Source organism: Pseudomonas sp., assembly GCF_049653025.1.
GTDB lineage: Bacteria > Pseudomonadota > Gammaproteobacteria > Pseudomonadales > Pseudomonadaceae > Aquipseudomonas.
The window spans coordinates 163,300-183,887 of the sequence record NZ_JBASFM010000016.1; the positions used below are offsets into that span (position 1 = coordinate 163,300).

Sequence of the window (20,588 nt, forward strand, 5' to 3'; positions counted from 1 at the left end):
CTTATCAAATCGGGCTAGGCATTAATCGCGCATCGGGCTTGGTGCTATGACCTCGCGAGAGCCATTGGTGTTCATTGAGGTGACGACGCCAGCCATTTCCATGGCCTCGATCATCCGGGCGGCGCGGTTGTAGCCAATTTTCAGCTTGCGCTGCACAGAGGAAATCGAGGCGCGGCGACTTTCCAGTACGAAATTGACCGCTTCGTCGTAGAGCGGGTCAGTCTCGCTGCCTTCGCCACCGCCTTCGCCGCTACCACCATCGAAGCCACTACCGGCCTCTTCGACACCGGCGAGGATGTCTTCTATGTAATCGGGTGTGCCACGCTGTTTCCAGGCCTCGACCACGCGGTGTACTTCTTCATCGGAAACGAAGGCGCCGTGTACGCGAATCGGCAAGCCGGTGCCGGGCGGCATATAGAGCATGTCGCCGTGGCCCAGCAGTTGTTCGGCACCACCCTGGTCGAGAATGGTGCGTGAGTCGATCTTGCTCGACACCTGGAACGCCATACGGGTCGGGATGTTGGCCTTGATCAGGCCGGTGATCACGTCCACCGACGGACGCTGGGTCGCCAGAATCAGGTGAATCCCCGCCGCACGGGCCTTCTGCGCGATACGCGCGATCAGCTCTTCGACCTTCTTGCCGACGATCATCATCATGTCGGCGAACTCGTCGACCACCACCACGATGGTCGGCAGGGTTTTCAGCAGCGGCGCTTCGTCGTGCATGCTTTCGCGCTTGTACAGCGGATCGCTCAGCGGCTCGCCCGCCTCTTCGGCGTCCTTGACCTTGCGGTTGAAGCCGGCCAGGTTGCGCACGCCCATCTTCGACATCAGCTTGTAGCGGCGCTCCATCTCGGCAACCGACCAGCGCAGAGCGTTGGCGGCTTCCTTCATGTCGGTCACCACCGGGCACAGCAGATGCGGAATGCCTTCGTAGATCGACAGTTCGAGCATTTTCGGGTCGATCATGATCAAGCGCGCCTCTTCCGGCGTGGACTTGAACAGAATCGACAGGATCATTGCGTTAACCCCGACCGACTTACCGGAGCCGGTGGTACCGGCCACCAACAGGTGGGGCATCTTCGCCAGGTCAGTGATCACCGGCTTGCCGCCGATATCGTGGCCCAGGGCCAGGGTGACCGGCGACTTGGCTTCGTCGTACTCGGGCGACGACAGTACCTCGGAGAAGCGCACGATCTGTCGGTCTTCGTTGGGAATCTCGATACCGACCGTGGTCTTGCCAGGAATCACTTCGACCACGCGCACGCTGATGATCGCCATCGAGCGCGCCAGGTCCTTGGCCAGGCCAGAAATACGACTGACCTTGACCCCAGCTGCGGGCTGGATCTCGAAACGGGTGATCACCGGGCCCGGGTGCACGGACTCAACGATAACCTCGACGCCAAACTCCTTGAGTTTGATTTCGAGCAGGCGCGACATGGCTTCCAGGTATTCGGGCGAATATTTCTTCTGCACCTTTTCCGCCACATCAAGGATCGAAATCGGCGGCAGGCTGCCGGCCAATGTGCTGTCTTCAAACAGGTTGACCTGTTTCTCTTTCAATACGCGTTTGCTCGGCTCGGGCGCTTTCGGCGCGGCCGGCGGCGTGATCACCGGGGCCGGGCGGTTGACCCGCTCGCTCATGTGCTTGTTCAGCGACTCTTCGCGCTCGATCAAGCGCTCTTTGACCTTGGCCTGCTCGCGGCGATCCAGCACGATCGGCGCGGAGACTTCACTGACGCGCTCATCGACTTCACGCAGCTGCGCCACCAGCTGCTTGCGCTCAACCCGTGCACTCCACCAGCTGTTAGCGAGATTCTGGATCAACTCGATCAGGTCGAGGGTGATCTTACCGGTCAGGTCCATCACCTTGAACCAGGACAGGTCGGTAAATACCGTCAAGCCGAACAGAAACAGCGCAATAAACAGCAGCGTGCTGCCTTGTACATTCAGCGCGTTGACCGCCAGTTGGCCAAGGCTCTCGCCAAGCGCTCCGCCTGCCGAAGCAGGCATATAAGCGCCGGCATGGAAATGGATATAGGCCAGCGCAGCGCCCGAAAGCACCAGAAACACCAAGCCGATCAGGCGCCAGGAGAACAGCCAGCCGCTCCACAACCAGGGTTCATGGCGTGCGCGAAACACCTGCAGGGTCTTGACGCCCAACAGCAGCGGAAACAGATAGGCGAAATAGCCCAAGGCCATAAACAGAATGTCAGCAAACCAGGCACCGGCGCGCCCCGCAGCGTTTTGCACCTGCTCGACGTTGCTGGTGTGGGTCCAGCCCGGGTCGGCTGCGTCGTACGTCAGCAGAGCCATCCACAGGTAAAGGCAGAGTGCGCCCAGGCCGATCAGTGCGCCTTCTTTCAATCGATAAGGCAGCTGCTGACGCCAGATTGGGGCTTGTGCGGTTGGGCTAGTTTTCTTCAAAACGCATCTGTTCCTGCGCCAGAGGCGCCGACTAAGTGATTAACGGCAAAATATGCAGCGATTGTACGGGTTTGGCCACGCGATACCAGGCCGAGCTGTATGTATAAACAGCTGCAGCGGTTGACTCCCGTTCTCTGCCCGCTTCGGTGTAGCATATCCGCCAACATCTTCCGTGCGGCTCAATTGGAGCATGCATTCTCTTTTGTGACAAAGGCTTATGAGGTGTTTTTATGAGCGAAGTCAAGCATTCACGCCTGATCATCCTGGGCTCTGGCCCTGCCGGTTATAGCGCTGCTGTATATGCCGCCCGCGCCAACCTCAAGCCTGTCGTGATTACCGGTATTCAACCTGGCGGTCAGCTGACCACCACCACCGAAGTGGACAACTGGCCCGGTGACGTTGAAGGCCTGACCGGCCCGGCGTTGATGGAGCGCATGCAAAAGCACGCCGAGCGCTTCGAAACCGAGATCGTTTACGACCATATCCACACCGCCGAGTTGCAGTCGCGCCCGTTCACCCTCAAGGGTGATAGCGGCACTTACACCTGCGACGCACTGATTATCGCCACCGGCGCGTCCGCTCAGTACCTGGGCCTGCCCTCCGAAGAGGCATTTGCCGGTAAGGGCGTTTCGGCCTGCGCGACCTGCGATGGCTTCTTCTACCGCAATCAGGTGGTAGCTGTGATCGGTGGTGGCAACACCGCTGTCGAGGAAGCGCTGTACCTGTCGAATATCGCCAAGGAAGTGCATCTGGTACATCGCCGCGACAAGCTGCGCTCGGAGAAGATCCTCCAGGACAAGCTGTTTGACAAGGCCGCCAACGGCAACGTGATACTGCACTGGAACCATTCTCTTGAAGAAGTGCTGGGCGACAATACCGGGGTTACCGGTGCCCGCCTGAAAGATACGCAAAGCGGTGTGAGCAAAGACCTGCCGCTGGCCGGCGTGTTTATCGCCATCGGCCACAAGCCCAATACCGAGCTGTTCCAGGGCCAACTGGAAATGCGCGACGGCTACCTGCTGATCAAGGGCGGCAATGAAGGCAACGCGACCGCTACCAGCATCGACGGTGTATTCGCTGCAGGCGACGTGGCTGACCACGTTTATCGCCAGGCCATCACCTCCGCCGGTGCCGGTTGTATGGCCGCACTGGATGTCGAAAAATTCCTCGACGATAACTGATAGCCCCAAGGGCGGACGCCCTGTCCGCCCTACCCTACTTCCGGCCCTGCACCATGCTGACTTGGCTGCAACGCGACTCTCTGGATTTCCCACCCCTCAATAAAGCACTGCGCGAACCCAACGGCCTGCTGGCGGCGGGTGGCGATTTGCAGCCTGAACGACTAATCCAGGCTTATCGGCATGGCTGCTTCCCCTGGTTCCAGGACGGCCAGCCGATTCTCTGGTGGTCGCCCGATCCACGCACCGTGCTGTTGCCTGACGAACTGCATATTTCCCGTAGCCTGGGTAAACTGCTACGTCAGGAGCGCTACCAGGTCACCTTCGACCTGGCCTTTGCCGAGGTTATTCGCGCCTGTGCTGCCCCCCGCAGCTACGCCGCTGAAACCTGGATCACCACCCCGATGCAGGAAGCTTACCTGGAGTTGCACACGCGCGGCCTTGCCCATTCGGTTGAGGTCTGGTCTGACGGCGAGCTGGTCGGCGGGCTCTATGGCCTGGCCATGGGCCAGCTGTTCTTCGGCGAGTCGATGTTCAGCCGTGCCGACAATGCCTCCAAAGTCGGCTTCGCCACTCTGGTCGAGCGCCTGAAAGCCTGGGGCTTTGTGCTGATCGACTGCCAGATGCCAACCGAGCACTTGCTCAGCCTGGGCGCGCGCAGCATCCCGCGCGCGGAATTTGCGGATTACTTGATCCAGCATCTCGACCGTCCCAGCCGAGCCGACTGGCTTGCCTAGGCGAGTTTGCCAGCCTGGCTTACACTTGATTCAGACTGATCCCGAGAGTCGATCATGACCGAGCTGGCCCGCCTGAAGTTTTATGCCACTCAACCGCACCCGTGCAGCTATCTGCCCGAGGAGCAGGCCACCACCCTGTTTCTCGACCCCAGTCAGCCCATGGATGCGGAGGTCTACGCTGAGCTTTCGGAAATGGGCTTTCGCCGCAGCGGCGACCACCTCTATCGCCCACATTGCCAGCGCTGTACAGCTTGCGTTCCCGCACGTATTCCCGCCGCGCAATTCAGCCCGAATCGCCAGCAGCGGCGCATTTTCAAACGCAACCTCGATGTTCAGGTACGCCTGGTTCGCCCAGCGTTCACCGAAGAGTATTACGCGCTCTACGTGCGCTATATCGAGCAACGGCATGCCGATGGCGATATGTACCCGCCTAATCGTGAGCAGTTTTCGACCTTTCTGGTCCGCGACCTAACCTTCTCGCGCTTTTATGAGTTCCGCCAAGGCGGCCGTTTGCTGGCCATCGCGGTGACCGACGTACTGCCCAATGGGCTTTCGGCGGTCTACACCTTCTATGAGCCCAGTGAGGAACGCCGCAGCCTCGGGCGCTTTGCCATCCTCTGGCAAATCGCCGAAGCCGCCCGCCTGGGCCTGCATGCGGTCTACTTGGGTTACTGGATCAAGAACTGCCGCAAGATGAGCTACAAGACCCAATACCGTCCGATTGAGCTGTTCGTCAATCAGCGTTGGGTCAGCCTTAACTGAAGCCCTTGGCGCAAACCCCAAATTTCGGGCACAATGCACGCCGCTTTTGCCTGGCGCCAGTTGCACCGGGCCATTCATTGGATACCGAGGGCTTTACTGCATGTCGAAAGAAGACAGCTTCGAAATGGAAGGCACTGTCGTCGACACCCTGCCCAACACCATGTTCCGTGTGGAGTTGGAAAATGGGCACGTCGTTACTGCGCACATCTCCGGAAAGATGCGCAAAAATTACATCCGCATTTTGACTGGCGATAAAGTTCGCGTTGAACTTACGCCTTATGACTTGAGCAAAGGCCGCATTACTTACCGCGCCCGTTAACAGGCCACTGAAAACCCAGTTTTCTGGCATCTGTTACACCAAGCTCCAGTAAAAACGCCCGGCAATGCCGGGCGTTTTTGTGGGCGCTGAAAAGCTACAGCACGAACCGCTAGGCCATTTCCGCCGTGGTTTCGAAATCGAAGGTCAGCTCGCCGTTCTCGATATCGATGTGCACCACGCCGCCATGTTCAGCCAGCTCGCCAAACAGGATTTCTTCCGCCAGCGGACGCTTGATCTTGTCCTGGATCAAGCGCGCCATTGGTCGAGCGCCCATCTGTACGTCGTAACCCGTCTCCGCCAGCCAGGTGCGCGCCGCATCACTGACCTCAAGCATGACGCGTTTGTCCTCAAGTTGAGCCTGCAGCTCGGTGAGGAACTTGTCGACAATGCTCTTGATCACTTCGTGATTCAGGCGGCCAAACTGGATAATGGTATCCAGGCGGTTGCGGAACTCCGGCGTGAAGCTCTTCTTGATCACTTCCATGGCATCGGATGAATGGTCCTGATGCGTGAAGCCAATGGAGGCTCGCGCAGCAGTTTCCGCACCGGCGTTGGTGGTCATGATCACGATCACATTACGGAAGTCCGCTTTGCGCCCGTTGTTATCGGTCAGGGTGCCGTGGTCCATCACCTGCAACAGCAGGTTGAAGACTTCCGGGTGAGCCTTCTCGATCTCGTCCAGCAGCAGCACGCAGTGTGGTGTCTTACTGATCGCCTCGGTCAACAGACCGCCCTGGTCGAAACCAACATAGCCTGGAGGCGCACCAATCAGTCGCGAAACGGTATGCCGCTCCATGTATTCCGACATATCGAAACGCACCAGCTCAACACCCAGCGCCTTGGCCAGCTGCCGCGCTGCCTCGGTCTTGCCTACCCCGGTGGGGCCGGCAAACAGGAAGGAGCCCACCGGTTTGTCCGGTGCCTTAAGGCCGGCACGCGACAGCTTGATCGCGGTCGACAGCGAGTCGATCGCTGCATCCTGACCAAATACGGTGAGTTTCAGGTCGCGCTCAAGGTTGCGCAGCAGCTCCTTATCCGAACTGCTGACATGTTTAGGCGGAATGCGGGCAATCTTCGCCACGATATCTTCAACCTGCGCCACATCGATGCGGGTCAGACGTTTTTCGAGCGGTTGCAGACGCTGGTAGGCCCCGGCTTCGTCAATCACATCGATTGCCTTGTCGGGCATATGGCGATCGTTGATATAGCGCGAAGCCAGTTCGGCGGCGGCGCGCAGGGCCTCATCGCTGTACTCGATGCTGTGATGTTGCTCGAAGCGGCCTTTCAGCCCGCGCAGGATGCCAATGGTGTCCTCGACAGACGGCTCGACCACGTCGACTTTCTGGAAGCGCCGCGCAAGAGCACGGTCCTTCTCGAAGATGCCGCGGAACTCCTGGAAAGTCGTGGAGCCGATGCAGCGAATTTCGCCCGAAGACAGCATAGGCTTGAGCAGGTTGGACGCATCCATTACCCCGCCCGACGCTGCACCTGCACCGATAATGGTGTGGATTTCATCGATAAACAGGATCGCGTGGGGGCGTTTGCGCAGCTCATTGAGCAGAGCCTTCAAGCGCTTCTCGAAGTCGCCGCGGTATTTGGTACCCGCCAGCAGCGCGCCAAGGTCAAGGGAATAGACCACGCTGTCAGCCAGCAAGTCCGGCACCTGATTATCGACGATGCGCTTGGCCAGGCCTTCGGCAATGGCCGTTTTACCGACACCTGCCTCACCCACCAATAGCGGATTGTTCTTACGCCGACGCGCCAGAATCTGCGCCACCCGCTCGACTTCAAGTTCGCGACCGACCAACGGGTCGATACGGCCCTGGCGAGCCAGTTCGTTCAGATTACTGGCATAAGCATCCAGCGGGTTGCTGGAGCTGGAGGATTCCCCCCCCTCCTCGTCCTGCATCTCCTGTTCGGTTTCCGAGTGGCCGCCGTGGCCCGGCACCTTGGAGATGCCATGGGCGATAAAGTTGACCACATCGATACGCGCGACGCTCTGCTGCTTGAGCAGAAACACCGCCTGACTTTCCTGCTCGCTGAAAATCGCCACCAGCACGTTGGCACCGGTGACTTCACGCTTACCGGAACTCTGTACGTGGAATACCGCGCGCTGTAGAACCCGCTGAAAACCCAGGGTTGGTTGGGTTTCGCGCTCTTCATCATGTTGCGGAATCAGTGGCGTGGTGGAGTCGATAAACTCCTGAAGATCATGGCGCAGCTTGTCCAGATTAGCGCCACAAGCGCGCAACACGCTGGCGGCGGCCTCATTATCCAGTAGCGCCAGTAACAGATGCTCAACCGTCATAAACTCATGACGCTTGGTGCGAGCCTCCTTGAAAGCCAGATTGAGGGTGACTTCGAGCTCTCGATTTAACATAGCTTCACCTCATGCCCAAGCGGCCGGCGTTAACCGTCCTTCTCTATTTCACAGAGTAGCGGATGCTGGCTCTCTCTCGCATATTGATTCACCTGCGTTGCTTTGGTTTCAGCGACATCGCGGGTGAACACTCCGCACACTGCCCGCCCCTCTGTATGGACGGTCAGCATGACTTTGGTCGCAAGCTCTCGGTTCAGGCTGAAAAACACCTCGAGCACTTCGACCACAAAATCCATGGGCGTGTAGTCATCATTAAATAAAACCACTTTATACATAGGCGGGGCCTGCAGAGTGGGCTTGGATTCCTGAACGGCCACGCCGAAGGAATCGTCCTCATGCTCTGCAGGGCGATCCTGATTGAATGTTAGTCGAATCTGGCTACGTGCATGCATGTTGTATGGGTTCGTTAAGGGTCGAATAGTCTGTGCTAGACAGAGTTTGAACGGCTTCGCAGCCAGTTACAGCATTGCCTTGACTATCGGCAAAACGGTGTTACAAACAATGAATACCCGCCGTGGGTATTAAAGGGGTTCCAGCGCTTTGTTCAAACAGTCAGCCAAAGCGTGGAATTGAAGTGGATGATACTCCAGTGATGGAGTCCTTTGCAGAGGGATATCAGCATGGTTAGCGGTAAGGTCAAGTGGTTCAACAACGCCAAAGGCTATGGATTCATCCTGGCCGATGGTCGAGATGAGGACCTGTTCGCCCACTACTCGGCTATCCAGATGGACGGCTATAAAACGCTGAAGGCTGGCCAGCCGGTAAGCTTCGATATTATTCAAGGTCCTAAAGGACTCCACGCCGTAAACATCAGCGCGGCTACCACCGCCAGTGATGCGCCCGCCACGATCAAGCAGCACCAGGACGCAACGGTTGAAGTCTGATTACCTGGGCAATTAATCGCCCACAAAAAAAGGCCGGTCAATTGACCGGCCTTTCTTTTATGGTCTGCCATCCATGGCTACCACCCTACGGGCCGTCGCTATGCGACGTTAAAAATTGCTCCCTGCAATTTTTTGCAGCTGATTTGCTTACATGTGCGAAATCAGCGCATCACCAAACGCCGAGCAAGACAGCAGCTTAGCGCCGTCCATCAGTCGCTCGAAGTCATAGGTCACTGTCTTGGCCGAGATAGCGCCATTGGTGCCTTTGATGATCAGATCGGCTGCTTCAACCCAGCCCATGTGACGCAGCATCATTTCCGCGGAGAGGATCAGCGAACCTGGGTTCACCTGGTCCTTGCCAGCGTACTTAGGTGCGGTGCCGTGGGTGGCTTCGAACATCGCCACGGTGTCGGACAGGTTGGCACCTGGCGCGATACCGATACCGCCCACTTCGGCCGCCAGGGCGTCGGACAAGTAGTCGCCGTTGAGGTTCAGGGTGGCGATCACATCGTATTCGGCCGGGCGCAGCAGAATTTGCTGCAGCATGGCGTCGGCGATGGCGTCTTTAACGATGACGTTCTTGCCAGTGCGTGGGTTCTTGAACTGCATCCAAGGGCCACCGTCGAGCAGGGTTGCGCCGAATTCATCAGCAGCAATCTCGTAGGCCCACTCTTTGAAGGCGCCTTCGGTGAACTTCATGATGTTGCCTTTGTGCACGATGGTCAGCGAGTCGCGGTCGTTATCGACCACATACTGCAGAGCCTTGCGCGCCAGACGCTTGGTGCCTTCTTTGGAAACCGGCTTAACGCCGATGCCGCAGTCCTGGTCGAAACGGATCTTGGTGACGCCCATTTCTTCCTTGAGGAATTTGATGACCTTGTTCGCCTCAGGCGAACCGGCTTTCCACTCGATACCGGCGTAGATGTCTTCCGAGTTCTCACGGAAGATGGTCATGTCGACATCGCCAGGCTTCTTCACCGGGCTTGGCACGCCTTCAAACCAGCGCACTGGGCGCAGGCAAACGTACAGGTCGAGCTGCTGACGCAGAGCAACGTTCAGGGAGCGAATGCCGCCACCAACTGGAGTGGTCAGCGGGCCCTTGATGGAAACGACGTAATCTTTGACCGCATCCAGAGTTTCCTGAGGCAGCCAGGTGTCCTGGTCGTAAACCTGAGTGGCTTTTTCGCCAGCGTAAACTTCCATCCAGGAGATCTTGCGCTCGCCGCCGTAGGCTTTCTGTACGGCAGCATCAACGACTTTGATCATGACCGGGCTGATGTCGACACCGATACCATCACCTTCGATAAAAGGAATGATCGGGTTATTCGGGACGTTCAGAGATGTATCGGCATTAACGGTGATTTTGTCACCGGTGGCTGGCACCTGGATCTTTTGGTATCCCATGCTGGACTCCGTTGTTTTCGTGGTCTGGCATTCAGTCGTGCAGATGGCACGCTGAATAGATCTTTTTGGGTCTCGGAAAGGCGAACTATTTTTGTAGTTTTTCTACAGAAAGTCACGCACTTTATCCACTGGAAACATTGCCCATGCGCATTCTTGCGGGCATCTAGCTAACAACCAGCAACAACTTGTAGTCAAACTACAAGTTCGCTACAAGGCATTTTTAGCAAGCCGATTTCATCCTAGCAGCTCACTGGTTAATTGCCCCGACTATCACTGCCGCACATGGCTGCAGCTACGATCACGCGCCTGCTCAAGGAGTTCCACATGCGCTTTACCCCACACGTCACAGTTGCCACCGTCATCGAAGACCAGGGACGGTTTCTGCTGGTTGAGGAAATGGCCGATAACCGCGCCGTATTTAATCAGCCTGCTGGCCACTTGGAAGCCGACGAAAGTCTGATACAGGCGGCCTTGCGTGAAACTCTTGAAGAGACCGGCTGGGATGTTGAACTGACTGGTGTTACTGGTATTTACCTGTACACCGCGCCGAGCAACGGCATCACCTACCAGCGCGTGTGTTTTGCCGCAAAACCGCTGCAGCAGCGGCCTAACCATCCGCTGGATGACGGCATCATCGGCCCGCGCTGGCTGACCCGTGATGAGCTGGCGACCCAGCCGGAACGTTGGCGCAGTGAGCTGGTGCTGCGCTGCATCGATGACTATTTAAGTGGAGCGTGTTTTCCACTGACGCTTATCCGCGATTAACGGCCGCAGGCCTGTGCCTGCTAGAATCGCGCTCTTTTCAAACCTGTGCCCAGTATCCCCATGTCAGATCCAACTACTCAGCGCGTAATCGTCGGCATGTCCGGCGGCGTCGACTCCTCCGTTTCCGCCCTGCTCCTACTTGAGCAGGGGTATCAGGTCGAAGGCCTGTTTATGAAGAACTGGGACGAAGACGACGGCACCGAATACTGTACGGCCATGGACGACCTGGCCGATGCTCAGGCCGTATGCGACAAGATCGGTATCAAGCTGCACACCGCCAACTTTGCCGCCGAGTACTGGGACAACGTGTTCGAGCACTTTTTGGCTGAATACAAGGCCGGACGCACGCCGAACCCGGACATCCTGTGTAACCGCGAGATCAAGTTCAAAGCCTTTCTCGACTACGCGCTGATGCTCGGTGCCGACCTGATCGCCACCGGCCATTATGTGCGCCGCCGCGATATCGACGGGCGCACCGAACTGCTCAAGGGCCTCGATCCGAATAAGGACCAGAGCTACTTCCTGCACGCGGTCGGCGGCGAGCAGATCGCCAAGACCCTGTTCCCCGTCGGCGAGCTGGAAAAGCCCGCAGTGCGCGCCATCGCCGAGAAATACGCGCTGGCCACGGCGAAGAAGAAGGACTCCACCGGTATCTGCTTTATCGGTGAGCGGCGCTTCAGTGATTTTCTCAAACAGTACCTGCCGGCCATGCCGGGCAACATCGAAACCACCGAAGGCGAAATCATCGGCCACCATCACGGCCTGATGTACCACACCATTGGCCAGCGCCAGGGTTTGGGTATCGGCGGATTGAAAGACGCCAGTGACGAGCCCTGGTATGTCCTGCACAAGGACCTGACGCGCAATGTACTGGTGGTTGGCCAGGGTAATGAACACCCCTGGCTGTTCAGCCGCGCCCTGCTCGCTTCGGAGATTTACTGGGTTAACCCGATTGACCTGAGCACGCCGCGCGAGCTGACGGCCAAGGTGCGTTATCGCCAGAGCGATCAGGCCTGCACGCTGGAGAAAACCGCCAGCGGCTACCGCGCCGTATTCAATGAGCCGCAGCGCGCCGTGACTCCGGGCCAGTCTGTCGTGTTCTACGACGGTGAAATCTGTCTGGGCGGCGGCGTGATTGAAACGGCCGAGCCCTGGACCAGCCGGGATCAGCGCCCATGAATCCGATCCGCGAACAACTGATCGCCCTCGGCGCGGTATTCGAATCGGCCGTATTGGTCGACAAACTGGCACGCACTGGCCAGGTCGGCGAGCCGGCCGTGGCCTGCATGATCAACAGCCTGCTGGTGCGCGACCCGAAGGACACACTGGATGTCTATGGCGGCGACGACCTCAACCTGCGCGACGGCTACCGCGCGCTGGTCAGCGCTCTGGAGCGTGATCCGGGCAGTCTGCAGCGTGATCCACTGCGTTATTCACTGGCCCTGCTGTCGCTGGAGCGCCAGCTGGATAAGCGTGGCGACATGTTGAGCGTCATGGGCAGCCGCCTTGATCAGGTACAGCAGCAGGTCGAGCACTTCGGGCCGACCCATGAAAACGTGATCGCTAACTGCGCCAGCCTGTATCAGGACACCATCAGCACCTTCCGCCAGCGCATTCAGGTGCAAGGCGATATGCGCCACCTGCAACAGACCAACAATGCCGCGAAAATTCGCGCCCTGTTGCTCGCTGGCATTCGCTCAGCGCGCCTGTGGCGTCAGTTGGGCGGCCATCGCTGGCAGATGGTGTTCAGCCGCAGCAAGCTGCTCAAGGACCTCTACCCGCTGCTACGGGCCTGAGTCATGACCACGCGTGCGGTCAAACCCCTGCAGGGAGCGGTGTTGCTGGCGCTTTCTGCACTGCTGTTTTCGCTGATGGGGGTTGGCATCCGCGAGGTCTCGGTCAGCGTCAACAACGAATCGGTGGTGTTTTTTCGCAACCTGGTCGGCGTGCTGTTCTTTTTGCCCTTGATCCTGCTCCGGGGCGTGCAGCCCCTGAAGACCACGCGCCTGAAATCGCACCTGTGGCGCACCACCTATGGCCTGGCGGCGATGTACTGCTTCTTCTACGCCATTGCCCATCTGCCCCTGGCCGACGCCATGCTGTTCACCTACTCGGCCCCGGTGTTCACCCCAATCATCGCCTGGTGGTGGCTGAAAGAACCGCTGAGCAAGCGCATGCTGATCACCACCGGCATCGGCCTAGTCGGCGTATTGCTGGTGGCCAAACCCTCGGCCGCGCTGCTCGACAGCCAGGCGCTGATCGGTCTGGCGGCAAGCATCCTGGCGGCCTTCGCCTTTGTCTCGATTCGCGAGATGAGCGACACCGAACCGGCGTTTCGCATTGTTTTCTATTTTTCCCTGTTCAGCGCGCTGATCTCGGCTGTGCCGCTGGCCTGGGCCTGGCAGCCGATGACGCAACATGAACTGGGGCTCTTGTTGGTGATCGGCCTGCTGGCCACCGCCAGCCAGATCATCATGTCCAAAGCTTACGGCCTGGCTCCGCCCGGCCTGATTGGCCCGTTTGCCTACCTGGCGATTGTGTTTGCCGGGCTGATCGCCTGGCTGCGCTGGGGCGAAACCCCGGATGTGACCTCGTTGATAGGCGCGGCGCTGATTTTCAGCGCCAGCCTGCTGTCGATTGTTCGGCGCGGCTGAACGGTAGTAGGCAATCGCGGCCCGGCCGCCGATTTCATGTATGATATGCGCCCTTTTCAATGCCCGATTGTCCGAGAACGCCTCCCATGCAGCTTTCCTCGCTCACCGCGGTTTCCCCCGTTGATGGCCGCTATGCCGGCAAAACCAGCGCCCTGCGCCCGATTTTCAGCGAATACGGCCTGATCCGTTTCCGCGTACTGGTTGAGGTGCGCTGGTTGCAGCGCCTGGCCGCCCACGAAGGTGTTGCCGAAGTTGCGCCCTTCTCCGCCGAAGCCAACGCCGTACTCAATGAGTTGGCCGACAACTTCGCCGTCGAGCACGCCGAGCGCGTCAAGGAAATCGAGCGCACCACCAACCACGACGTCAAAGCCGTGGAGTACCTGCTCAAGGAACAGGCTGCCAAGCTGCCTGAGCTGGACAAGGTCAGCGAATTTATCCACTTCGCCTGCACCAGTGAGGACATCAACAACCTGTCCCACGCCCTGATGCTGCGTGAAGGCCGCGATGGCGTGCTGCTGCCGCTGATGCGCCAGACCGCCGAAGCCATCCGCGAGCTGGCGATCAAGTTCGCCGACGTGCCGATGCTCTCGCGCACCCACGGTCAGCCGGCATCGCCGACCACCCTGGGCAAGGAACTGGCCAACGTGGTCTACCGCCTGGAGCGGCAGATCGCTCAGGTTGCGGCGGTGCCGCTGCTGGGTAAGATCAATGGTGCCGTGGGCAACTACAACGCCCATCTCTCGGCCTACCCGCAGATCGACTGGGAAGCCAACGCGCGTCAGTTCATCGAAGGTGACCTGGGCCTGCAGTTCAACCCCTACACCACGCAGATCGAGCCGCACGACTATATCGCCGAGCTGTTCGACGCCATCGCCCGCTTCAATACCATCCTGATCGACTTCGATCGCGATATCTGGGGCTATATCTCCCTGGGCTATTTCAAGCAGCGCACCATCGCTGGCGAAATCGGCTCCTCGACCATGCCGCATAAGGTCAACCCGATCGACTTCGAGAACTCCGAAGGCAATCTGGGCATCGCCAACGCGCTGTTCCAGCACCTGGCCAGCAAGCTGCCGATCTCCCGCTGGCAGCGCGACCTGACCGACTCCACCGTGCTGCGCAACCTCGGCGTCGGCTTTGCTCACAGCGTGGTTGCCTACGAGGCAAGCCTCAAGGGAATCAGTAAGTTGGAGCTTAATGCTCAACGTATTGCTGATGACTTGGATGCCTGCTGGGAAGTCCTCGCCGAGCCGATTCAGACCGTGATGCGCCGCTACGCCATCGAGAACCCCTACGAGAAGCTCAAGGAGCTGACCCGCGGCAAGGGCATCAGCCCCGAGGCGCTGCTGAGCTTTATCGACGGCCTGGATATGCCAGCCGCCGCCAAGGCCGAGCTCAAACTCCTGACCCCTGCCAGCTACATCGGCAACGCGGTCGCCCAGGCCAAGCGCATCTAACCGGCAACAGCCTCCCAGACGCCCGGCTGCGCCGGGCGTTTTTATTTATGGGTATTTACTTACTTCAAGGGCTTAGCGATGAATCCTGATACTCCGCTACAACTGCTGGGTGGCCTTACTGCTCGCGAGTTCATGCGTGACTACTGGCAGAAGAAACCCCTGCTGGTACGCCAGGCCATCCCTGGCTTCGAGAGCCCGATTTCGCCGGACGAGCTGGCCGGCCTGGCACTGGAAGAGGAAATCGAGTCGCGCCTAGTCATCGAGCACGGCGAGCGCCCCTGGGAACTGCGCAGCGGCCCGTTTGCCGAGGACGCCTTCGCCGATCTACCGGAACGCGACTGGACCCTGCTGGTGCAGGCCGTCGACCAGTTCGTCCCGGAAGTGGCCGAACTGCTGGAAGAGTTCAAGTTTCTGCCCAAGTGGCGCATCGACGACGTGATGATCAGCTTCGCCGCACCGGGCGGTGGCGTTGGCCCGCACTTCGACAACTACGACGTGTTCCTCTTGCAGGGCTTCGGCCAGCGCCGCTGGCAAGTGGGCCAGATGTGCAATTCCGACAGCCCGCTGCTAGAACACGCGGATCTGAAGATCCTCGCTGAATTCGTTAAAACTGAAGAATGGGTCCTGGAGCCCGGCGACATGCTCTATCTGCCGCCGCTCTTGGCCCACTGTGGTACCGCTGAGGATGACTGTATGACGTATTCCGTAGGCTTTCGTGCGCCAAGCGCCGCTGAAGTCCTGACCCATTTCACCGACTTTCTCGGCCAATTCCTGCCTGACGAAGAGCGCTACAGCGACGCCGACGCGCAGCCGACCAGCGACCCGACGCAGATCCAGCGCGACGCCCTGGATCGTCTCAAGGCTCTGCTCAGCGAACACATGAGCGATGAGCGCCTGCTGATGACCTGGTTCGGCCAGTTTATGACCGAACCCAAGTATCCGGAGCTGATTGCCGGTATCGAGATCGATGAAGAGAACCTTCTCGCCGGCCTCGAAGACGGCGCAGTGCTGGTCCGCAACCCTAGCGCCCGCCTGGCCTGGTCGGAAGTCGGTGACGACCTGGTGCTGTTCGCCAGCGGTCAGAGCCGCCTGCTTTCGGCCAGCCTGCGCGAACTGCTGAAACTGATCTGCTCGGCCGATGCCCTGCATATCGACAACCTCGGCCAATGGTTGGCCGATGACGAAGGGCGTAATTTGGTGGTGGAGCTGGTCAAACAAGGCAGCCTGGAGTTTGCTGATGAGTGAGATTCACGTCCGCCTGGCCGACTGGCAGAAGGACAATACCGATTTGCGGCGTATTCGCGAAAGCGTGTTTATCGCGGAACAAGCGGTACCGCCCGAGCTCGAGTGGGATGCTGAGGATGCCGACGCCGTGCATTTCCTCGCAGAGGAAGGCGACTACCCGATCGGCACCGCCCGCCTGCTGCCCGATGGCCATATCGGCCGGGTGTCGGTACTCAAGGACTGGCGCGGCCTGAACGTGGGTGTAGCGCTGATTCAGGCGGTAATCGCGGAAGCGGAAAAACGCGGCCTGATGCAACAAATGCTCAGCGCTCAGGTGCACGCCACCGCGTTCTATGAAAAGCTCGGGTTTGCCATCGTCAGCGGGGAATACCTGGACGCCGGCATCCCCCATGTGGACATGGTGCGCAGCAGCACCTAGAGGCTGAAATGAACGACGAAAACGCCCCGAGTGAACAACCCGAGAGCCTGGAACCCTTAGAGCTTCCAGACATCGAGTTTGAATCACCGGGGCGTTTTACTGTGCACAACCCGGCCGGCCAGAGCAGCGACAGCCCGCGTGCCGAGCCGGCGCCCTTTGTGCTCGGCGTTCATCCGGATCTGGAGCGTTTCAGCCAACCCGAGGCTGCCCGCGCCCATGCCCTCGCCCTGCTGCAACAAGCGCAGCGCAGCCTGTGCATCTACAGCCATGACCTGGAGCCCTGGCTCTATCACCACAGCAGTGTGCAGGACGCCTGTACCCGTTTTCTCCTAGCCAGCCCGCACAACCAGCTGCGCATCCTGCTGCGCGACCCCGGCCGCGCAGTCAAGGAAGGCCACCGCCTGCTTAGCCTGTCGCGCCGGCTATCGAGCAACCTGCATATCCGCAAGCTGCACCCGGACTACCCCAATGAAGAGTTGGCCTTCCTGCTGGCCGATGACCGCGGCTTGCTGCTGTTGCCCGAAATTGGTCAGGCCAGCGGTTACGCCCTGTACCAGGATCCTGGCCGCAATCGCCAGCGCCGCGCGCAGTTCGATCAAGCCTGGGATACCAGCACCACCGACGCTGATTTACGGAGTTTTCTACTATGAAGGTTCGCGCCCTGCTCGCCGCCGCGCTGTTTAGTTGCAGCCTGTCTCTCAGCGCTGCCACCGAGGTGATCCCGCTGAATTTCCGCACGGCCGATGAAGTGCTGAGCGTGGTGCAATCGGTGCTCGGCCATGAGGGCAAGGTCAATGCCTATGGCAACCAGCTGATCGTCAATGCCGAGCCGGCGAAGATTGCCGAGGTGCGGGCGCTGCTGCAGCAGCTCGACACCGAACCGCGTCGTTTGCTGATCAGCGTCGACACCAATGATTCCGGCTTCCAGTCCGATCGCGGCTACCGTGCCGATGGTTCGATCAGTGCCGGCGATGCCGAGGTGCAGATCGGTCAGGGCGAAATCAATGGCCGCGACCAGGTGCGCATCATTCGCCGCACGACCGACAGCCGTGGTGCCGGCACCCAGCAGGTCCAGGCCACCGAGGGCTACCCGGCGCTGATCCAGGTCGGCCAGAGCGTGCCGCTGACCACCCGTGGCCGTGACCAATACGGCCAGCCCTACAGCAACACCCAGTACCGCGACGTCACCCGCGGCTTTTATGTAACAGCCAGCCTCAGCGGCGAGCTGGTGCATATCAGCATCAGCAGTAACCGCGACCGCCTGAGCCAGTCGCAACCCGGCGCTATCGATGTGCAAAGCACCGATACCCGAGTCACGGGTCGCGTGGGTGAGTGGATCAGCATTGGCGGCGTCAGTGAGCAAAGCCAGAGCCAACAGGGCGACTTTATGCAGCACCGCTCGACCCAGGGCCGCGACGACATGAGCATGCGCGTCAAGGTCGACGTGATGAACTGAGCCGAGCGCTCGATTCATCCCGCGCCTGGCTGCTGCCCGCCGACCATTCATCGCCTTGCGCGGCCCTGCGGCTGCGCAACTTCCTGCGCCACCTCTCGCATCACCCAGGCCAAGTGCCGTAATCCGCCGAATAGAGCCGCAGAAGCTGACTTATCAGTCGCTTCTGGATTTATGTAGTAGTCATTCGAAAAGCACTACAAAATTATTGACGAACACTTTTGGCAGAGGCATCATGGCCCCGCTCCCGCTAATCAGAGGCGCTGAAAAGCCCTCCGAATCGCGCTCCAACTTACCGTCAGAGCCGATTTGCGTTGTAAAGCCCACAAGGCCGTTCGATGAGATTGCGACTGGAACGAAGTTGTCCTGAGGGACGGGGAAGCGTTTAGCAACAGCGCGCAACGAGCACAGCAGGTTGAGTCGTCCAACGGCATCTTTGAGCCGGTAAACGCCAAATGACCCAGTCATTTGCAACAGCTGAAGCCCGCGAACTGTAAGCTCGTCACCCTCCTCCCGGATCAATTCCGTCTCAAGTCGATGTCTCGGCGTTCTGCAGTTGGCTACAACAACCACCAGCAACATTGCTGTTAAAGCATTGGTGTTCAGTGGGGAAGTCGGTGCTCAACCAAACACATACTTTGAAGGATTGACCATGTCAGCTTATCAAAACGACATCAAAGCAGTCGCCGCGCTTAAAGAAGTTGCCGGCAGCAGCTGGAGCGCTATTGACCCTGAGTCCGTGGCCCGCATGCGCGCCCAGAACCGTTTCAAAACCGGTCTGGAAATCGCTCAGTACACCGCCGATATCATGCGCAAAGACATGGCCGAGTACGATGCTGACTCCTCCGTCTACACCCAGTCCCTGGGCTGCTGGCATGGTTTCATCGGTCAGCAGAAGCTGATTTCGATCAAAAAGCACCTGAAGACCACCAACAAGCGCTACCTCTACCTGTCGGGCTGGATGGTTGCTGCTCTGCGTTCGGATTTCGGTCCGCTGCCGGATCAGTCCATGCACGAGAAAACCTCGGTTTCCGGCCTGATCGAAGAGCTGTACACCTTCCTGCGCCAGGCTGACGCCCGTGAGCTGGACCTGCTGTTCAGCGCTCTGGACGCCGCTCGCGCTGCTGGCGACAAAGTCAAAGCAGACGAAATCCAGGCTCAGATCGACGGCTACGAAACTCATGTCGTACCGATCATCGCCGACATCGACGCTGGTTTCGGTAACCCGGAAGCCACCTACCTGCTGGCCAAGAAGATGATCGAAGCGGGTGCTTGCTGCATCCAGATCGAGAACCAGGTTTCCGACGAGAAGCAGTGCGGCCACCAGGACGGTAAAGTCACAGTTCCTCACGCCGACTTCCTGGCCAAGATCAACGCTGTTCGCTACGCATTCCTCGAGCTGGGCATCGACAACGGCGTGATCGTTGCTCGTACCGACTCCCTGGGTGCCGGCCTGACCAAGCAGATCGCTGTGACCAACACCCCGGGCGACCTCGGCGACCAGTACAACTCCTTCCTCGATTGCGAAGAAGTATCCGCTGCCGACCTGAACAACGGCGACGTGGTACTGAACCGCGGTGGCAAGCTGCTGCGTCCTAAGCGTCTGCCGTCCAACCTGTTCCAGTTCCGTGCTGGCACCGGTGAAGCGCGTTGCGTACTGGACAGCATCACCTCGCTGCAGAACGGCGCTGACATGCTGTGGATCGAAACCGAGAAGCCACACGTCGGCCAGATCGCAGAAATGGTTAACGAAATCCGTAAAACCATCCCGAACGCCAAGCTGGTTTACAACAACAGCCCGTCGTTCAACTGGACCCTGAACTTCCGTCAGCAGGTATTCGATGCCTTCGCTGCTGAAGGCAAGGACGTTTCCGCCTACGACCGCACCAAGCTGATGAGCGTCGACTACGACGAAACCGAGCTGGCTCAGGTTGCTGACGAGAAGATCCGTACCTTCCAACGTGATGGTTCCGCCCAGGCTGGTATCTTCCACCACCTGATCACCCTGCCGACCTACCACACCGCCGCGCTGTCCACCGACAACCTGGCCAAAGGGTACTTCGCAGACCAGGGCATGCTGGCCTACGTGAAAGGCGTTCAGCGTCAGGAGATCCGTCAAGGTATCGCCTGCGTTAAGCACCAGAACATGTCCGGTTCCGACATCGGCGACGCTCACAAAGAGTACTTCGCTGGTGAAGCGGCCCTGAAAGCCGGCGGCAAAGACAACACCATGAACCAGTTCAGCTAAGAACCGGTTCACTCAACCGAGGCCACGATCAAGGTTGAGTGTGTTGATAAGAACCCCAGCAGAAATGCTGGGGTTTTTTTATGGCCTGCCATCCATGGCGGCCACCCTTCTGGCCGTCGCTGTGCGACGTTAAAAATGGCTCGCGGCCATTTTTTTGCCTGAAAATCGGCTTTCCTGGCATTTGTGCGCTGCCGCACAGCCGCTGTCATACGCCCGTCGTTTTCCTTGGTTAGCGTCAAGCCCCCGTCGATTAACCC

The 20,588-nt window shown here is 59.1% G+C and carries 19 protein-coding genes; 15 read left to right on the forward strand and 4 right to left on the reverse strand.

Going from position 1 to position 20,588, the window contains the following annotated elements:
- Window positions 1–21 precede the first annotated feature (21 nt).
- Window positions 22–2,427, reverse strand: coding sequence for a DNA translocase FtsK (ftsK, locus tag WBK23_RS12580; RefSeq protein WP_424484281.1), 2,406 nt, complete (start codon window positions 2,425–2,427; stop codon window positions 22–24).
- 230 nt (window positions 2,428–2,657) lie between these two features.
- Between ftsK and trxB the strand changes: the two genes are divergently transcribed.
- The 4 genes from trxB to infA all read left to right on the forward strand — a co-directional run bounded on the left by trxB (window position 2,658) and on the right by infA (window position 5,423).
- Window positions 2,658–3,608, forward strand: coding sequence for a thioredoxin-disulfide reductase (gene trxB, locus WBK23_RS12585; RefSeq protein ID WP_424484282.1), 951 nt, complete (start codon window positions 2,658–2,660; stop codon window positions 3,606–3,608).
- 53 nt (window positions 3,609–3,661) lie between these two features.
- Entirely contained in the window at window positions 3,662–4,342 is a 681-nt protein-coding gene (gene aat, locus WBK23_RS12590) for a leucyl/phenylalanyl-tRNA--protein transferase (RefSeq protein WP_424484283.1), read from the forward strand.
- 54 nt (window positions 4,343–4,396) lie between these two features.
- Entirely contained in the window at window positions 4,397–5,104 is a 708-nt protein-coding gene (locus WBK23_RS12595) for an arginyltransferase (protein WP_424484284.1), read from the forward strand.
- Between the two features lie 100 nt (window positions 5,105–5,204).
- Complete coding sequence (gene infA / locus WBK23_RS12600; protein WP_002553999.1) at window positions 5,205–5,423, forward strand: translation initiation factor IF-1; 219 nt, start codon at window positions 5,205–5,207, stop codon at window positions 5,421–5,423.
- A gap of 109 nt (window positions 5,424–5,532) precedes the next feature.
- Here infA and clpA read toward each other — a convergent pair whose 3' ends face one another.
- Window positions 5,533–7,803 carry an ATP-dependent Clp protease ATP-binding subunit ClpA gene (clpA, locus tag WBK23_RS12605; protein WP_424484285.1) on the reverse strand — a complete coding sequence of 757 codons (2,271 nt, stop codon included), beginning with the start codon at window positions 7,801–7,803 and terminating at the stop codon, window positions 5,533–5,535.
- 29 nt (window positions 7,804–7,832) lie between these two features.
- Window positions 7,833–8,195 (reverse strand): ATP-dependent Clp protease adapter ClpS, encoded by a 363-nt coding sequence (gene clpS / locus WBK23_RS12610; RefSeq protein ID WP_424484286.1) that lies wholly within the window; start codon window positions 8,193–8,195, stop codon window positions 7,833–7,835.
- A 228-nt stretch (window positions 8,196–8,423) separates the two neighbouring features.
- Here clpS and cspD point away from each other — a divergent pair, with 228 nt between their 5' ends.
- Window positions 8,424–8,687 (forward strand): cold shock domain-containing protein CspD, encoded by a 264-nt coding sequence (gene cspD / locus WBK23_RS12615; RefSeq protein WP_424484287.1) that lies wholly within the window; start codon window positions 8,424–8,426, stop codon window positions 8,685–8,687.
- A 147-nt stretch (window positions 8,688–8,834) separates the two neighbouring features.
- Here cspD and icd read toward each other — a convergent pair whose 3' ends face one another.
- On the reverse strand, window positions 8,835–10,091 hold the full coding sequence (gene icd / locus WBK23_RS12620) for an NADP-dependent isocitrate dehydrogenase (RefSeq protein WP_424484288.1): 1,257 nt from the start codon (window positions 10,089–10,091) through the stop codon (window positions 8,835–8,837).
- Window positions 10,092–10,415: 324 nt separating this feature from the next.
- Between icd and WBK23_RS12625 the strand changes: the two genes are divergently transcribed.
- From WBK23_RS12625 to WBK23_RS12670, 10 genes are all read left to right on the forward strand, one after another.
- Complete coding sequence (locus WBK23_RS12625) at window positions 10,416–10,856, forward strand: NUDIX hydrolase (protein ID WP_424484289.1); 441 nt, start codon at window positions 10,416–10,418, stop codon at window positions 10,854–10,856.
- A 60-nt stretch (window positions 10,857–10,916) separates the two neighbouring features.
- Window positions 10,917–12,035 carry a tRNA 2-thiouridine(34) synthase MnmA gene (gene mnmA, locus WBK23_RS12630; protein ID WP_424484290.1) on the forward strand — a complete coding sequence of 373 codons (1,119 nt, stop codon included), beginning with the start codon at window positions 10,917–10,919 and terminating at the stop codon, window positions 12,033–12,035.
- Entirely contained in the window at window positions 12,032–12,652 is a 621-nt protein-coding gene (gene hflD / locus WBK23_RS12635; RefSeq protein WP_424484291.1) for a high frequency lysogenization protein HflD, read from the forward strand. Before mnmA ends, hflD begins: the two co-directional genes overlap by 4 nt.
- A 3-nt stretch (window positions 12,653–12,655) precedes the next feature.
- Entirely contained in the window at window positions 12,656–13,510 is an 855-nt protein-coding gene (locus tag WBK23_RS12640; protein ID WP_424484292.1) for a DMT family transporter, read from the forward strand.
- A gap of 86 nt (window positions 13,511–13,596) precedes the next feature.
- Window positions 13,597–14,967, forward strand: a complete 1,371-nt coding sequence (purB, locus tag WBK23_RS12645; RefSeq protein ID WP_424484293.1) for an adenylosuccinate lyase — start codon at window positions 13,597–13,599, stop codon at window positions 14,965–14,967.
- Between the two features lie 78 nt (window positions 14,968–15,045).
- Window positions 15,046–16,212 carry a JmjC domain-containing protein gene (locus WBK23_RS12650; protein ID WP_424484294.1) on the forward strand — a complete coding sequence of 389 codons (1,167 nt, stop codon included), beginning with the start codon at window positions 15,046–15,048 and terminating at the stop codon, window positions 16,210–16,212.
- A complete protein-coding gene (locus tag WBK23_RS12655) occupies window positions 16,205–16,630 on the forward strand; it encodes a GNAT family N-acetyltransferase (RefSeq protein ID WP_424484295.1) in 426 nt (141 codons plus the stop codon). The genes WBK23_RS12650 and WBK23_RS12655 overlap by 8 nt, the downstream gene beginning before the upstream one ends.
- Before the next feature lie 8 nt (window positions 16,631–16,638).
- Entirely contained in the window at window positions 16,639–17,280 is a 642-nt protein-coding gene (locus WBK23_RS12660) for a histone acetyltransferase HPA2 (RefSeq protein WP_424484296.1), read from the forward strand.
- Window positions 17,277–18,086, forward strand: coding sequence for a secretin N-terminal domain-containing protein (locus WBK23_RS12665; protein ID WP_424484297.1), 810 nt, complete (start codon window positions 17,277–17,279; stop codon window positions 18,084–18,086). Before WBK23_RS12660 ends, WBK23_RS12665 begins: the two co-directional genes overlap by 4 nt.
- A 649-nt stretch (window positions 18,087–18,735) precedes the next feature.
- Window positions 18,736–20,331, forward strand: coding sequence for an isocitrate lyase (locus WBK23_RS12670; RefSeq protein ID WP_424484298.1), 1,596 nt, complete (start codon window positions 18,736–18,738; stop codon window positions 20,329–20,331).
- Window positions 20,332–20,588 lie beyond the last annotated feature (257 nt).

Coding starts and splice junctions, on each gene's coding strand:
- trxB (WP_424484282.1), top strand. CDS start 2,658: ATGAGCGAAGTCAAGCATTCACGCCTGATCATCCTGGGCTCTGGCCCT.
- aat (WP_424484283.1), top strand. CDS start 3,662: ATGCTGACTTGGCTGCAACGCGACTCTCTGGATTTCCCACCCCTCAAT.
- WBK23_RS12595 (WP_424484284.1), top strand. CDS start 4,397: ATGACCGAGCTGGCCCGCCTGAAGTTTTATGCCACTCAACCGCACCCG.
- infA (WP_002553999.1), top strand. CDS start 5,205: ATGTCGAAAGAAGACAGCTTCGAAATGGAAGGCACTGTCGTCGACACC.
- clpA (WP_424484285.1), bottom strand. CDS start 7,803: ATGTTAAATCGAGAGCTCGAAGTCACCCTCAATCTGGCTTTCAAGGAG.
- clpS (WP_424484286.1), bottom strand. CDS start 8,195: ATGCATGCACGTAGCCAGATTCGACTAACATTCAATCAGGATCGCCCT.
- cspD (WP_424484287.1), top strand. CDS start 8,424: ATGGTTAGCGGTAAGGTCAAGTGGTTCAACAACGCCAAAGGCTATGGA.
- icd (WP_424484288.1), bottom strand. CDS start 10,091: ATGGGATACCAAAAGATCCAGGTGCCAGCCACCGGTGACAAAATCACC.
- WBK23_RS12625 (WP_424484289.1), top strand. CDS start 10,416: ATGCGCTTTACCCCACACGTCACAGTTGCCACCGTCATCGAAGACCAG.
- mnmA (WP_424484290.1), top strand. CDS start 10,917: ATGTCAGATCCAACTACTCAGCGCGTAATCGTCGGCATGTCCGGCGGC.
- hflD (WP_424484291.1), top strand. CDS start 12,032: ATGAATCCGATCCGCGAACAACTGATCGCCCTCGGCGCGGTATTCGAA.
- WBK23_RS12640 (WP_424484292.1), top strand. CDS start 12,656: ATGACCACGCGTGCGGTCAAACCCCTGCAGGGAGCGGTGTTGCTGGCG.
- purB (WP_424484293.1), top strand. CDS start 13,597: ATGCAGCTTTCCTCGCTCACCGCGGTTTCCCCCGTTGATGGCCGCTAT.
- WBK23_RS12650 (WP_424484294.1), top strand. CDS start 15,046: ATGAATCCTGATACTCCGCTACAACTGCTGGGTGGCCTTACTGCTCGC.
- WBK23_RS12655 (WP_424484295.1), top strand. CDS start 16,205: ATGAGTGAGATTCACGTCCGCCTGGCCGACTGGCAGAAGGACAATACC.
- WBK23_RS12660 (WP_424484296.1), top strand. CDS start 16,639: ATGAACGACGAAAACGCCCCGAGTGAACAACCCGAGAGCCTGGAACCC.
- WBK23_RS12665 (WP_424484297.1), top strand. CDS start 17,277: ATGAAGGTTCGCGCCCTGCTCGCCGCCGCGCTGTTTAGTTGCAGCCTG.
- WBK23_RS12670 (WP_424484298.1), top strand. CDS start 18,736: ATGTCAGCTTATCAAAACGACATCAAAGCAGTCGCCGCGCTTAAAGAA.